This window comes from Mesorhizobium sp. M0052, assembly GCF_040323255.1.
Lineage (GTDB): Bacteria > Pseudomonadota > Alphaproteobacteria > Rhizobiales > Rhizobiaceae > Mesorhizobium.
The window spans coordinates 71,367-84,294 of record NZ_JAMYUS010000021.1 but is presented as its reverse complement, the minus strand read 5'-3'; the positions used below and the strand labels follow the sequence as shown (position 1 = coordinate 84,294).

The window sequence follows — 12,928 nt, the reverse complement described above, 5'->3', positions numbered from 1 at the left end:
CGGCAGGCAGGGCGCAAGGGCTCGCACCAGTATCCGCACCGTTGCGGGACTCGAAACTCCCGAAATGGATGCTGAGGCGGAGCCGAAGATCTCGGCCAAGCAGGATGTTGCGCGCTACAAACCGTCTCGCAAATGAGAACTTTACAAATATTCGTATTTGTGTGAAGTAAATCACTGAAAGGTCGATCATGACAAACAGTCCCTTCGCCACCCGCCTGAATTCCTTCGCCTCGCGGCCGCAAGCCGAATGGCCTGATCTCACCGGCAAGCCGTCCATGCTGCAGATGGCAGCCCGCGCGGCCAAGGTCGACGGGCTGACCGATCTTGATCTTAATTTCCCCGACCATCTCAGTGAAAAGCCGGCTGAAATCCCCCGAAGGCTCGGCGATCTCGGGCTTTCCATCAATGGCTTTGCCATGCGTTACTACTCCAATCCGGCCTTCAAGCTCGGCGCCTTCACCAATCCGGACCCAGCGGTGCGCCGCGAAGCCATCGACTTGACCAAGGCCGGTATCGATGCGGTGCGCGCGGCCGGCGCCAGTCTGATGACGCTGTGGCTGGGCCAGGATGGCTTCGACTATGCATTTCAAACTGACTATGCGACGCTCTGGCAGCACGAAATCGAGGGGATTCGTGAAGTTGCCGCGCATGATCCCGGCTGCCAGATCAGCCTGGAGTACAAGCCTAACGAACCGCGCTCCTACTCGCTGATGCCGGATGCGGCGACCACCTTGCTGGCGATCCGCGAGGTCGGCCTACCCAATCTCGGCGTCACGCTCGATTTCGCCCATGTGCTCTATGCCGACGAACAGCCGGCCTTCGCCGCGGCGCTGATCGCTCGCCACAGCAAGCTGCTCGGCGTCCATCTCAACGATGGCTATGCCAAGCGCGACGACGGCCTGATGGTCGGCGCGGTGCACACGCTGCAGACCATCGAACTGCTGTGCCAGATCCGTCGCGACGGCTACGCCGGCGCCATCTACTTCGACACTTTCCCCGACATGACCGGGCTCGATCCGGTGCGCGAATGCGAAGTCAACATCGCCACCGTCAAGCGCCTGCTGCGCGTTGTCGACCGGCTGGAGAAGGATAACCGCCTGTCCGCCGCGATGGCCAGCCAGGACGCCGTGACGTCGCAGGCTATCGTCCAGGAAGCCATGCTCGGGCCGGAGACGAGGGGACGTGGATGACGTTGAGCAATCTCGATCTGAAAGCCGTGGGGCCGCGCATCCGCATGATGATGCCGCATCTCACCCCGCTTGAGGCCAAGGTGGTGGAAACCGTCTTCGGCCGGCGCGGTTTCGACGAGACCATTCCGCTCAAGCAGATCGCCGAGGAGGCCGGCGTGTCGGAGGCGATGGTGGTCAAGATCGCCAAGAAACTCGGCTTCTCCGGCTACCGCGACTTTCGCACCGCCGTCTATGAATACAGCCGCCTGCCGACCGCCGAGATGCACCAGGAACTGTCGGTCGACGACAGCTCGGCCGAGATCGTGCAGAAAGTGTTCCGCACCTCGATCCAGGCGCTGGAGGAGACGCTCGCGATCCTCGACATGGACGATTTCGACCGTGCCGCCGATCTGCTCTACCGCGCCAGGAACCGCGATTTTTATGGCGTCGGCGGCTCCGCCCAGATCGCCCGCGACGTCTCGCACAAATTCCTGCGCATCGGCATCCGCGCGTCTGTCTATGACGACTCGCACATGATGCTGATGTCGGCCTCGCTCCTCGGCGCCGACGACATCGCCGTCGGCTTCTCGCATTCCGGCAACACGTCGGCCGTCATCGACGCCATCCATCTTGCCCGCAAGAGCGGCGCCCGCACGCTGGCCATCACCAACTACGACAACTCGCCGCTGGCCCGGATTGCCGACATCGTGCTGTGCTCGACGGCGCAGGGATCGCCGCTGATGGGCGAGAACGCGGCGGCCCGCATCGCGCAGCTCAACATCCTCGACGCGCTGTTCGTGGCGGTGGCGCAGCGCGACTACCAGGCGGCGGAGCGCAATCTCGGCCGCACCATGTCGGCGGTCACCTCGAAGCGAAAAGACCGCGGCACATGACGGTTCCGCTGGTCACCGTCTTCGGCAGCCTGCACTACGACATTATGGTCGACGCGCCCGACCGTCCGCGCAAGGGCGAGACTGTGACCGGCCATGCCTGGCAGCCGAAATGCGGCGGCAAGGGCGGCAACCAGGCGGTCTCGGCGGCACGCGCCGGCGTGCGCGCGGCGATGATCGGCGCCGTCGGCGACGACGATTTCGGCACGGCGTTGCTGGCCAATCTCGATCGCGCCGGCGTTGATCGCCGCTTCGTGCGCGTGGCGGCAGGCGCAGGCTCCGGCATCAGCGTGGCGATCTTCGACAGCGATGGCGACTATGGTGCGGTGATCGTCTCCGGCAGCAATCTCACCCTGGGCAGTGATGACATCGCGGCTGCGGGCGAGGTGGTGGTACAGACGGCAATGCTGTTGCTGCAGAACGAAGTGCCCGATGCCGCCAACATCGCTGCCGCGCGCGCGGTGAGGGCATCCGGAGGCCGCGTTGTGCTCAACGCCGCACCGGCGCGAACACTGTCGGCCGAATTGACCGCGCTGATAGACATCGTCATCGTCAACGCCATCGAAGCGGAATTTTTGGCCGGCGTTCCGGTCGTCGATACGCTCGCCGGCGCAACCGAAGCCGCGCGGCGGCTGATCGATACCTACCCATCGGCGATCGTCACCGCCGGCGGCGAAGGCGTCGCCTATTGCGACCGGATCGGCGCGGCCTTCGCGCTGGCGGCCATTCCGGTAAAAGTCGTCAGCACCCATGGCGCCGGCGACGAATTCGTCGGCGCCTTCGCGGCAGGCCTCGCGCGTGGCCATCCGGTGGAAGCGGCGATTGCCACTGCCAATGCCGCCGCCGCCTCGCTGGTGGCGACACCGGAGGGAGAGCGCAGCTCGCGTTGAAAACTCAGGCCGCATGTTGCGCCTCCAAAACCCGTGCCCCCGTCGATGAGCGAAACGGCAAACCGGGCGCGGCGAGAACCTGCTTGGCTTTGCCCTGACGGAGGCGCGGGACCAAGCTGCGTGGTCGAAAGTAGGGAGCTTCAGTCCGCGTCGCCGGCCGAACCTTTGCCGCACTGCGTCAGCACCTTGCCGATGGCCGCGCTCGAGCCGGTCAGCGGAAAGCTGTTCTCGCCATATTTGTCGGCCGTAACCGTGACGTCGCCCTTGCCGCGCAACAGGCCGAGCAGTGGATCGTCTTTGCTCAGCTCAGCCGTGAAGTAATTATACATGGCCTCGAGGTCGAGCTTTTTGGTCACGCTCTTGTCACCGCCCTTGAAGGTGAAGGAAGCGCTGATGCCGGGCTCCAGCTGCTGGCCGGCCGCACCCAGATCGTAGCTCAGCACCGGCTTGTCGAAACAGACGAGCATCAGATGCGCATCGGCCTTCGGTCCGCCGCACACCGAAGCCGTCAGCACGCTGCCGCCTTCGTCTTCTTCCATCTTGGCGCTCCAGTTGCAGGACGCGGCAAAAGCCGGCTGCGCGGCTTGCAGCGCGGCCAGAACGGAACTTGCCATGATGAACTTCGCCAATGCACTTTGCATGATCCCCTCCCAAGCTACATCAACGAGATCATACAGGACAAAGGGCCTGGTGACAGCGGCATGCCGTCTTAGCCCCCGGCGCGCCCCATTGAGCAAGCCTTTGAGACCGGCCTCGACGTCCAGGGCGGCTCCGGCGCGAAGCGCTTACCGATCCAGTCGGCGAAGGCGCGTGTCTTGGCGGCTTGTCCCCTGGCCGAGGGCATGACGACATAGACAGCGCCTTCGTCGGCCAGCGTCCAGTCCTCCAGCAACGGCACCAGCCGTCCGTCGGCGAGTTCGCGCCCGACCAGCCAATCGGTGCTCATCATCAGGCCTAGGCCTTGCACCGCGGCTTCGACCAGCACTTCGGCATCGTCGCAAACCATCGGCCCCGAGACTTCGACGTTAACGCGGCGGCCCGAACTGTCGGTCATCTCCCAGGTGGGAAAGGTCTGGAAGCCGGAGAAGCCGAGGCAGGCGTGTTCGGTCAGCGCTTCCGGCGCTTCCGGCGCGCCCCTGCGGGCGAGGTAGGAGGGAGCAGCGCACAGCAACCGCCGCCGTGTCGCGATCTTGCGCGCCACCAGGCGCGAGTCCTCCAGCGCGCCGAGACGGACGGCGACATCGAAGTTCTCTGCAACGAGATCGACGAACCGGTTGGAGAACTCGGCCTCGATGCGGACATCCGGGAACGTCGCTAGAAACTGCGGCAACAGCGGCCCGATCCACATACGCCCAAAGGTTCCCGGCAGCGCCAGCCGCAGCAAGCCGCGCGGCGTCCCGCTGGCATGCGCGGAAGCAGCAGCCTCAGCTTCGTCTACCGAGGCCAGGATGGCGCGGACGCGTACCAGGAACTCCGCTCCCGCCTCCGTCAACGATACGCTTCGGGTGGTCCGGTGCAGCAGCCGCACGCCGAGCCGCTGCTCCAGCGATTGCAGGCGGCGTGACAGAACCGTCGAGTCGCGCCCGACGCGCAACGCTGCCTTGGTGAAGGAGCGCGCTTCGGTGATGGCCGCAAAGGCGGCCATTTCGGCAAGGCTGGCGGGGTCGTGTGATTGCTGCATAAAGCACAGGACTCAAATGTAAAAATTCCGGATTATCTGCTTGTAGCGCAGCAGATAGCTTCACTCAATCCTGACGATTGACCCCTTAAACAGGAATGCGTGAGCCATGAAAGCCATCGAGCTGACCGCCGCCAAGCTGGACGCCTTTCGCGCCACCACCATTGCCACGCCTGAACCGCAGCGCGGCGAAGTGCTGATCCGCCAGCGCGCCGCGAGCCTGAATTTCGTCGATGTGGCGGTGGCCAGCGGCAATTATCGCGTTCCCGGCTTTCCGCTCATTCCCGTCGCCGACGGCGCCGGCGAGATCGTCGCGCTGGGGGAGGGCGTTACGGATTTCGCCGTCGGCGATCGCGTCGTTGCCCATGCCAAGCCGCGCTGGATCGGCGGTCCGCCCCGGCCTAACGAGATGACACAGATGCGCGGAATTTCGCTGCCGGGGTCGCTCGCCGAATATGTCGCGCTGCCGGCCAACTCGCTCGTGCCGGTACCGGCTCGTCTCTCTTTCGAGGCGGCGTCGACCCTGCCGATCGCCGCGACCACCGCCTGGAACGCCGTCCGCGCCGCCGATGTCGGGCCGGGCTCGGTCGTCGTGCTGCTCGGCACCGGCGGCGTCTCCATCTTCACCCTTCAGCTGGCGAAAGCCGCCGGCGCAACCGTCATCATCACTTCTTCGTCGGACGAGAAGCTGGAGCGGGCGAAGGCACTCGGCGCCGATCATCTCATCAACTACCGCGCGACGCCCGACTGGGACGGCAAGGTGCTGGAACTGACCGGCGGCCTCGGCGCCGACCTCGTCGTCGAGACCGCCGGCACCGCCACCTTCGCCCGCGCCGTCAACGCCACCGCGCCTGGCGGCACGCTGTTCACCATCGGTTTCGTCACCGGCGCCGAGGCCACGGTCGACCTGCTGCCGATCATCATCAAGGCGCTGAAGGTGGTCGGCAACAACACCGGGTCGGTATCTGACCTTCGCGCCGCCGTCCGCGCCATCGCCGCCGCCCGCATCGACCCGGTCGTCGACAAGGTGTTCAGCCAGGAGCAGGCGGCCGAAGCCTACGCGCACATGTCGGCAGGCGGGCAGCATTTCGGCAAACTTGCGTTCAAGCTCGACTGGTAGCCGAGGCGCGCGAGCTGCCAATCTCCCCCCTTGAGGGGGAGATGCCCGGCAGGGCAGAGGGGGTCGGTCCGACCGGGCTCGACCTACTGCGGCGGAAGGAGGTTGGCGCTCTACGAGAGGCGACCCCCTCTGTCGCCTTCGGCGACATCTCCCCCTCGAGGGGGGAGATTACGCACGCCGCTTCCTAGATCAACTTCTCCAGCGTGATCGGCAAGTCCCGCACTCTTTTTCCCGTCGCATGGAACACCGCATTGGCGATCGCCGGCGCTACGCCGACGATGGCCAGTTCGCCGACACCCTTGCCGCCGAGCACCGAAGAGTGCAGGTCGGGAACGCCGACCGAGATGACCTCGATATCGGGGATGTCGGCATTGGTCGGCACCAGATAGTCGCCGAGATTGTTGTTGACGATGCGGCCATGCCTGCGGTCGACAATGCCTTCTTCAAGCAGCGCCTGGCCGATGCCCATGATGATGCCGCCCTTCCACTGGCTTTCGGCCAGCTTGGGGTTGTAGAGCCGGCCCGAATCCAGCGCCGATACCACGCGCGACACGCGCACCGTGCCGAAATCCTCGTCGACGCGCACCTCGATGAAATGCGCGCACCAGGAGTGGCGCGAATAGTCGCCCTCGGTGTGCGGCAGCGCCGCCGCGATGGTGGTGTAGTTCTTGTAGCGATCGGCGGCCGTCGAGTTCGCCGGCATGGTGTCGCCTGTGGCCTCGATGCGGTCGCGGCCGACGCTGGCCAGCAGGTCGGCGATCGAGACATCGGGACCATCGCCGCGCGGCGACCTGATGCGGCCGTTGGCGACGACCAGCGTGTTGGCCTGCAGCGCGTGGAAGGGCGAGCGCGAATCGCTGATCGCCAGACCAACCAGCTGGTCGAGTGCCGATGTCGCTGCCTTGTAGACCGCGCCCGTCATCACGCCGGCCAGCCGCGACCCGCCGGCCACGCCGGCGCGGGGATACCGGGAATCACCGAGCTTCACCACGACATGGTCGGCCGCCACGCCTACCGTTTCGGCCGCTGTCTGCGCCAGGATCGTGTAGGTGCCCTGGCCCATGTCGATCGAGGAGCTTTCGACCTCGACCGAGCCGTTGGCAAGGATACGCACGATGGCCTCGCCGTAAGCGCGCCGTACCGGATAGGTGCCGGCGGCGACGCCCCAGCCGATCAGCTGGTTGCTGTCGCGCATCGAACGCGGTTTGGGCGTGCGCTGGGCCCAGCCGAAGCGTTCGGCGCCAGCCGCGAAAGCCTCGCGCAACTGCCGCGTCGACCAAGCCTTTTTTGCGTGCGGATCCTGCTCGGCGTAATTCCTCAGCCGGATCTCCAGCGGATCGATGCCGACCTCGTAGGCGAGCTCGTCAATGGCGCTTTCGATGCCGAAGGCGCTAGGGTTTTCGCCCGGCGCGCGCATGGCGCCAGGCACCACCGAATTCACCCGCACGACATTCTGCTTCGAGGAGAAGTTGGGCGTCGCATACATGATCGAGGTGACCACGCCCAAAGGCTCGACCCACATGCCGTCGATCGACGTTTCATTGACGCCGCGATGCACGATCGACTGGATTTTTCCGTCACGGTCGGCGCCGATCGTCACCGTCTGGCGGGTCGCGGCGCGGCCGCCATAGCCGGTAAAAGTCTGCGGCCGAGTCATGACCACCCTCACGGGCCGTCCCAGCATCTTGGCTGCGGCAGCCGCCACCGCGCCATGGCCGAGCGCCAATGCCTTGGAGCCGAAGCCGCCACCGATATAGGGCGAGACCAGCCGTACATTTTCGAACGGCACGTCGAACCATTCGGCATAGGTGCGGGCCATGCCGTCGAGCCACTGGCTCGGTTCCCACACGGTCAGCCGATCGCCCTCCCAGCGCGCGATGAGGCCATGCGGCTCCATCGGCGCCTGGTATTCGCGCGGCGTGTTATAGGCGCCGCAGACGCGCACCGGGGCAGCGGCGAAAGCGGCCTGCGCATCGCCCCATTCCTTGGTCATGGCGGCGATCGGAATGCCGTCGCCGGCCTTGGCGTCGCTGAGGTCGACGATGGCCGGCGTCTGGTCATAGCTGACCTTGACCATCGCCGCTGCCGCGACGGCCTGCTCGAAAGTCTCCGCGATGACCGCGGCGACATGCTGGCCCGAAAAGGTGATGTCGCGCGCCAGCGGGCAGTAGGGTTTGTCCGGCGGCGGCGTGCCGAACCAGTCCGATGCAGTCTTCAGCGGCATGATGGTGTCCGGCGTCAGCACCTTGAACACACCAGGTGCCGCCTCGGCGGCTGACGTGTCGATCGAGCGCACCTTGCCTGACGCGATCGTGCTTTCGACCAGGACGCCGTAGGTTAGCCCGTCGAGCTGCTGCTCGACGGCGTATTTTGCCGCACCGGTAATCTTGGCCGGGCCGTCGACGCGCGACAGCCGCCCGCCAACCTGATCGGCAGTGCCGTCCGAAGCATCGCCGTGCCGTGTCCTGGGGTCGTGAATGGTCATGCCATGGCTCCCGTCTTGAGGATGGCGCGGGCGACGACGCGCGGCGCCAGTTCGATCTTGTAGTGGTTGGCGCCGTGGTCGATGGCCCCTTCCACGGCGAGCAAGCTGGCCGCCCGCACCCTGTCTTCGCTGAGCACCTTGCCCTTCAGCGCCGCTTCGACGGCGTGCGCCCGCCACGGCTTCGTCGCGACGCCGCCCAGCGCGACGCGCAGGTCGCGAATGGTGCGGCCATCGGCTTCGAAGTCGATGCCGACTGCGGCGCTTGCAGCGGCGAACTCATAGGACTGCCGGTCGCGAACCTTGAGATAGGTCGACCGCCGGGCGGCGGCTGAAGCCGGGATGCTGATGGCCGTGATCATCTCGCCCGGTTGGATGGCATGTTCCCTGTCGGGCGTGGCGCCGGGCAGGGGAAAGAAGTCGTCGACGGCAACCTGGCGTTCGCCAAGATGAACCACGGCGTCGAAGGCGACCAGCGCGGTGGCGAGATCGCCGGGATACATGGCGATGCAGGCGTCGCTGGTGCCGAGCACGGCATGGCCGCGGGTGACGCCACCGATCGCCGAGCAGCCGCTGCCGGGCGAGCGCTTGTTGCAGGCGGAAAAATTCGCGGGATCGCGGAAATAGGGGCAGCGCGTGCGCTGCATCAGATTGCCGCCGATGGTCGCCATGTTGCGCAGCTGCGCGGAAGCCGCCTGCCACAGCGCTTCGGAGACCGCGGGAAAGCGGCTCTTGATCTCGGCATTGTCGGCGACGAGGCTCATCTTGGCCAGCGCGCCGATCATGGCACTGTCAGCGTCGACCTTGATGGCGTCGAGCCCTTTGAGATGGGTGATGTCGACCAGGCTCTCGGGTTCGGCCACGCCGCATTTGGCGAGATCGACCAGCGTCGTGCCGCCGGCAAGCAGCATGGCCCCAGGCAGGGCGGCTGCCTGTCGTGCCGCATCGATACTATCGGCGCGAACGTAGGAAAAATCCCTCATGACGCGACCTCCAGTGCCGCCTGGCGCACGGCGGCAACGATGTGCGGATAGGCGCCGCAGCGGCACAGATTGCCGGCCATGTATTCGCGGATCTCGTCATCCGAGCCGGCATGGCCCTCGCGGATGCAGGCGACCGCCGACATGATCTGTCCCGGCGTGCAGTAGCCGCACTGGAAAGCATCCTGGTCGAGGAAAGCTGCCTGAACCGCGTTGAGCGTGCCGTCATCGCGGGCCAATCCTTCGATGGTGGTGATCTCGCGGCCTTCGACCTGTGCTGCAAGCGTCAGGCAGGACAGCACGCGCTGGCCGTCGACATGCACCGTGCAGGCGCCGCACTGGCCCTGGTCGCAACCCTTCTTGGTGCCGGTCAGGTCGAGGCGATCACGCAATGCATCGAGCAGCGTGACGCGCGGCTCGACCTGCAGTTCGTGACTGTGTCCGTTGATGGTGAGACGGATTGGGATAGTGGTGGATTTGGTTTGGTCGGTCATGGGCGTCTGGCTCCAGTTGCTTGACGCTAGGGGATTGAAATGGCGTCCGAGTGGGAGAGGAAAAGGGAAGAGGCGACGGTGCGCCTAATCTCGCCCCTTGTGGGGGAGATGCCCAGCAGGGCAGAGGGGGGCGCGAAGGAATGCGACGTTCCCGATTTACATGCGTCGAAATAGACCTTTTCCAAGCGGGTGTTGGTCAGGCCTCGATAGGCTGGCGGGACAGCGCCCCCCTCTGTCCTGCCGGACATCTCCCCCACGAGGGGGGAGATTGACAGCTCTGCCGCCCCGACTCTCCAGCCGGCAGGGGATGCTTCAGTCTTCACAATCTCAACACGTGACATACCGGCTCCCCTGATTATATGATGAGGCTGCTCCACTAAAACGGAGGCGCCTCCGTTTATCCAATTGGGGGCTTACCCCTTTGGGTTCAAGCCCCCATATATCGACAGTGGAGAAAAAATTGACCGAGCAGTCGCAAGCAATTGCCGACGAGAAGCGCGAAGCCGCAGCGCCAAGGCCGCTGCGCGCCGATGCGCAGCGCAACCGCGACCGGCTGGTCGAGGTCGCGGCAGCGGCCTTTGCCGAGCACGGCGTCGATGCCTCGCTGGAGGAGATCGCGCGCCAGGCGGGCGTCGGTATCGGCACGCTCTACCGGCATTTTCCAACCCGCGAGCATCTGGTCGAAGTGGTCTATCGGCGTGAAGTCGAGGCGCTCTGCGCGGCTGCCGATGACCTCGCCAGCCACCATTCGGCCGATGTGGCGCTGGAGCAATGGATGCAGCGCTTCGTCGACTACATCGCCACCAAGCGTGGCCTGGCGGCCAGCCTGCGCATCCTGTTCAACACCAATTCCGCCGTGTTCTCCGACATGTCTGGCCGGGTGTCGTTGGCCTTGCGGCAACTGGTTGAGGCGGCAGTGGCCGAAGGTTCGATCCGCAGCGACATCGATGCCTCCGATGTGCTGCATGCACTCGGCGGCATCTACTCGGCCCCCGACACCAAGGACTGGCGCGACCGCTCGCGCCGGCTGGTATCGCTGCTGATGGACGGGCTGCGGTTCGGGGCTGGGAAGAGGTGACCTAGCGGCTCAAGCCGAACCATCGACCGCATAGAACCGAAACGCGCCGGGCAGCCCGCTTGCCGCCATTTCGCCACGCTCCTCGAACCGCAGGCCGGAGCCGACCACGAGATCGCGCACCGTCCTTGATGCAATGATTTCGCCCGGCCGCGCATGGTCAAGCAGACGCGATGACAGTTCGATCGCCGCGCCTGAAAATTGATGGCCCCGCTGCTCGCACTCGCCGATATGCACCGCCGAGCGGACCTCGACACCGGATTGCCGCAAGCGATCGCGGATGGCGATCGCGCACTGGATCGACCGCGTTGGCCGCTGGAACACCGCGAGCACCTTGCCGTCCGATCGGCTGATCTCTCTGCCTTCGGCCGCGAGGAGTTCGCCACGGAGCGCTTCGGCGTGCCGCTCGGCCGGGTCGATGCCGAAAGGCGAGCCCGTCATATCGAGGGACAGCACCGACACAAGCAGCCGTTCGCCTGGGGCCGCCGGCAAGGCGCCGGTGACGAAAGCCTGGATCTCGTCGACGATCCGATCGGAATTCTCGCCCCAGATGACGTGGTCGCGGCCGGCGAACTCAATGTATCGGGCGCCCTCGATGTGCGTCGCCAGGTAACGTCCTTCTTCCCGCTTCACCCAGCCGTCGCCAGTCGTCTGCATGATCAGTGTCGGAACATGGACAGCAGGCAGAATGTCGCGAACATCGATTTCGGCTCCCCAGCGCCACAGGGCGATCGCGTCGGCGGGCGAGGCAGAATTCCTGAGATAGGCGGCGAACCATTCTGTCTCGAACGTGTCGCTCATCAGACTGGGCGCCGCGTTGCTCATATCCGCCGCCGCTCCCCATTCTTTCTCGACGATCGCCAGATCCTCTTCCACCTGCTCGCTTGTCTTCGCCCACGGATAGTCTTGTGACCACCTGCCGCGGGCGTAGGCCCCATTGAGCACGAGTGCCGCTGTGCGCTCGGGATAGGTCGCCGCGAACAGCATGCACATCGGGCCGCCCTCGGAGCTGCCGAAAAGCACCGTGCGCTTCGAGCCAACCGCATCCAGCACTGCCCGCACATCTTCCATCCGCTCTTCCAGGGTCGGCAGACCGACATTGCGGTCCGAGAGCCCGGTGCCGCGCTTGTCCATGCGGATTAGGCGCGAGAAAGTGCCGAGCCGCCGGTGCACATGCGAAAGCCGCGGCGAGCCCCAGGCGTGGTCGAGGTTGGAGACCCATCCCGGCACATGGATCAGGTCGACCGGACCGTCGCCGGTCACCTGATACGCGATGTTGATCCCGGCCGATTTGACATAGTGGGTCGGGGGGGCTGCGAGTTCGTGGCTGAAGCCGGTAGCGTCATCCGCATCAGTCGTGGGTGGCCGTGCCGGCGCCATTGTGCGGCGTGTGCGCAGCGTCTCGAACAATTGCCGCGTCTCCGGCTCCGGCTGCAGCTTGAGATCGCGTAGAAGCGCGGTGCGGCAGTGCTCATATTGCTTCAGCGCGAGATTGGTCCTGCCTTGCGCCGCATAGGCGCGCATCAGGGCACGGTGGACATCCTCCCTCAACGGGTCCATGGCCAGCAGGCGCGCCGCCGCGCGCACGCATGCGGCAGGATCGTTCGTCGCTGCATAATGCGCGACGAGCCTGTCGAGCGCCGCGACGGCCAGTGCCCGCAGCCGCTCGCGTTCGATCCTCAGCCAGTCCTCGAATGGCTCCTCCTTCAGGCCGAAGCCGTCGAGCAGGTCGCCGCGGTAGACATTGAGCGCCAGTTCGAGGTCTTCGGGTGCCGGGCTGGCGACCAGCGCCTCGAACCGCGCGACGTCGAAATCAAGGCCGTCGAGATGCAGAGCGACGCTGTTGCCATCGGTGAGGAAGCGGCCGCCGCCGCACGTCTGCATGGCCTTCCTGACAGACGATACCGCTTGCCGCAGGCTCATTCGCGCCTGCGCCTCGCTGTTGATGCCCCAGAGCAGGGTCGCCAGCTTCTCGCGCGACTGCGAATGCCCCGACTGCAGCGCGAGATAGGCGACCATCGCACGCGCCTTGCGGCTGATGGCTGGAACCGTGGCCCCGACGCCGGCAAAGTCGAAACCACCCAGCAGGTGAAGATAAGGTCCGGTCATCGGATCCGCCACGGTCACAGCGCGACGACGATCCGCTCAAG

The 12,928-nt window shown here is 65.6% G+C and carries 11 protein-coding genes; 5 read left to right on the top strand and 6 right to left on the bottom strand.

The genetic code is table 11. From position 1 onward, the window contains the following. Positions 1 to 188 precede the first annotated feature (188 nt). From NKJ77_RS25070 to NKJ77_RS25060, 3 genes are read left to right on the top strand one after another with little or no spacing between them, the layout of a single operon-like run. Entirely contained in the window at positions 189 to 1,190 is a 1,002-nt protein-coding gene (locus NKJ77_RS25070) for a TIM barrel protein (RefSeq protein ID WP_352535891.1), read from the top strand. Beyond that, positions 1,187 to 2,062, top strand: a complete 876-nt coding sequence (locus NKJ77_RS25065; protein WP_023730361.1) for a MurR/RpiR family transcriptional regulator — start codon at positions 1,187 to 1,189, stop codon at positions 2,060 to 2,062. Before NKJ77_RS25070 ends, NKJ77_RS25065 begins: the two co-directional genes overlap by 4 nt. Further along, positions 2,059 to 2,949 carry a ribokinase gene (locus NKJ77_RS25060; RefSeq protein ID WP_023831075.1) on the top strand — a complete coding sequence of 297 codons (891 nt, stop codon included), beginning with the start codon at positions 2,059 to 2,061 and terminating at the stop codon, positions 2,947 to 2,949. The genes NKJ77_RS25065 and NKJ77_RS25060 overlap by 4 nt, the downstream gene beginning before the upstream one ends. Positions 2,950 to 3,089: 140 nt before the next feature. Here NKJ77_RS25060 and NKJ77_RS25055 read toward each other — a convergent pair whose 3' ends face one another. Then, the gene (locus NKJ77_RS25055) at positions 3,090 to 3,590 is read right to left on the bottom strand and encodes a hypothetical protein (RefSeq protein WP_245259886.1); all 501 of its coding nucleotides are present in this window, start codon (positions 3,588 to 3,590) and stop codon (positions 3,090 to 3,092) included. Between the two features lie 68 nt (positions 3,591 to 3,658). Then, entirely contained in the window at positions 3,659 to 4,630 is a 972-nt protein-coding gene (locus NKJ77_RS25050) for a LysR family transcriptional regulator (protein ID WP_023831074.1), read from the bottom strand. Between the two features lie 106 nt (positions 4,631 to 4,736). Here NKJ77_RS25050 and NKJ77_RS25045 point away from each other — a divergent pair, with 106 nt between their 5' ends. Then, positions 4,737 to 5,747: a zinc-dependent alcohol dehydrogenase family protein gene (locus tag NKJ77_RS25045; RefSeq protein WP_023712504.1), complete on the top strand. Its 1,011-nt coding sequence runs from the start codon at positions 4,737 to 4,739 to the stop codon at positions 5,745 to 5,747. Positions 5,748 to 5,931: 184 nt separating this feature from the next. On the opposite strand, the gene NKJ77_RS25040 is transcribed toward NKJ77_RS25045, so the two are convergent. Genes NKJ77_RS25040 through NKJ77_RS25030 form a run of 3 tightly spaced genes read right to left on the bottom strand, consistent with a single transcriptional unit; the run spans position 5,932 to position 9,703 of the window. After that, complete coding sequence (locus NKJ77_RS25040) at positions 5,932 to 8,232, bottom strand: xanthine dehydrogenase family protein molybdopterin-binding subunit (RefSeq protein WP_023831073.1); 2,301 nt, start codon at positions 8,230 to 8,232, stop codon at positions 5,932 to 5,934. Then, complete coding sequence (locus tag NKJ77_RS25035; protein WP_023831072.1) at positions 8,229 to 9,212, bottom strand: FAD binding domain-containing protein; 984 nt, start codon at positions 9,210 to 9,212, stop codon at positions 8,229 to 8,231. Before NKJ77_RS25035 ends, NKJ77_RS25040 begins: the two co-directional genes overlap by 4 nt. Continuing rightward, positions 9,209 to 9,703 carry a (2Fe-2S)-binding protein gene (locus tag NKJ77_RS25030; RefSeq protein ID WP_023831071.1) on the bottom strand — a complete coding sequence of 165 codons (495 nt, stop codon included), beginning with the start codon at positions 9,701 to 9,703 and terminating at the stop codon, positions 9,209 to 9,211. The genes NKJ77_RS25035 and NKJ77_RS25030 overlap by 4 nt, the downstream gene beginning before the upstream one ends. Before the next feature lie 460 nt (positions 9,704 to 10,163). On the opposite strand from NKJ77_RS25030, the gene NKJ77_RS25025 reads away from it, so the two are divergent. Then, on the top strand, positions 10,164 to 10,781 hold the full coding sequence (locus tag NKJ77_RS25025; RefSeq protein ID WP_032897510.1) for a TetR/AcrR family transcriptional regulator: 618 nt from the start codon (positions 10,164 to 10,166) through the stop codon (positions 10,779 to 10,781). A 9-nt stretch (positions 10,782 to 10,790) separates the two neighbouring features. Here the strand turns inward: NKJ77_RS25025 and NKJ77_RS25020 are convergent, their stop codons facing one another. Next, complete coding sequence (locus tag NKJ77_RS25020) at positions 10,791 to 12,887, bottom strand: alpha/beta fold hydrolase (RefSeq protein WP_031195131.1); 2,097 nt, start codon at positions 12,885 to 12,887, stop codon at positions 10,791 to 10,793. Positions 12,888 to 12,928: the final 41 nt, after the last annotated feature.

Coding starts and splice junctions, on each gene's coding strand:
- NKJ77_RS25070 (WP_352535891.1), top strand. CDS start 189: ATGACAAACAGTCCCTTCGCCACCCGCCTGAATTCCTTCGCCTCGCGG.
- NKJ77_RS25065 (WP_023730361.1), top strand. CDS start 1,187: ATGACGTTGAGCAATCTCGATCTGAAAGCCGTGGGGCCGCGCATCCGC.
- NKJ77_RS25060 (WP_023831075.1), top strand. CDS start 2,059: ATGACGGTTCCGCTGGTCACCGTCTTCGGCAGCCTGCACTACGACATT.
- NKJ77_RS25055 (WP_245259886.1), bottom strand. CDS start 3,590: ATGCAAAGTGCATTGGCGAAGTTCATCATGGCAAGTTCCGTTCTGGCC.
- NKJ77_RS25050 (WP_023831074.1), bottom strand. CDS start 4,630: ATGCAGCAATCACACGACCCCGCCAGCCTTGCCGAAATGGCCGCCTTT.
- NKJ77_RS25045 (WP_023712504.1), top strand. CDS start 4,737: ATGAAAGCCATCGAGCTGACCGCCGCCAAGCTGGACGCCTTTCGCGCC.
- NKJ77_RS25040 (WP_023831073.1), bottom strand. CDS start 8,232: ATGACCATTCACGACCCCAGGACACGGCACGGCGATGCTTCGGACGGC.
- NKJ77_RS25035 (WP_023831072.1), bottom strand. CDS start 9,212: ATGAGGGATTTTTCCTACGTTCGCGCCGATAGTATCGATGCGGCACGA.
- NKJ77_RS25030 (WP_023831071.1), bottom strand. CDS start 9,703: ATGACCGACCAAACCAAATCCACCACTATCCCAATCCGTCTCACCATC.
- NKJ77_RS25020 (WP_031195131.1), bottom strand. CDS start 12,887: ATGACCGGACCTTATCTTCACCTGCTGGGTGGTTTCGACTTTGCCGGC.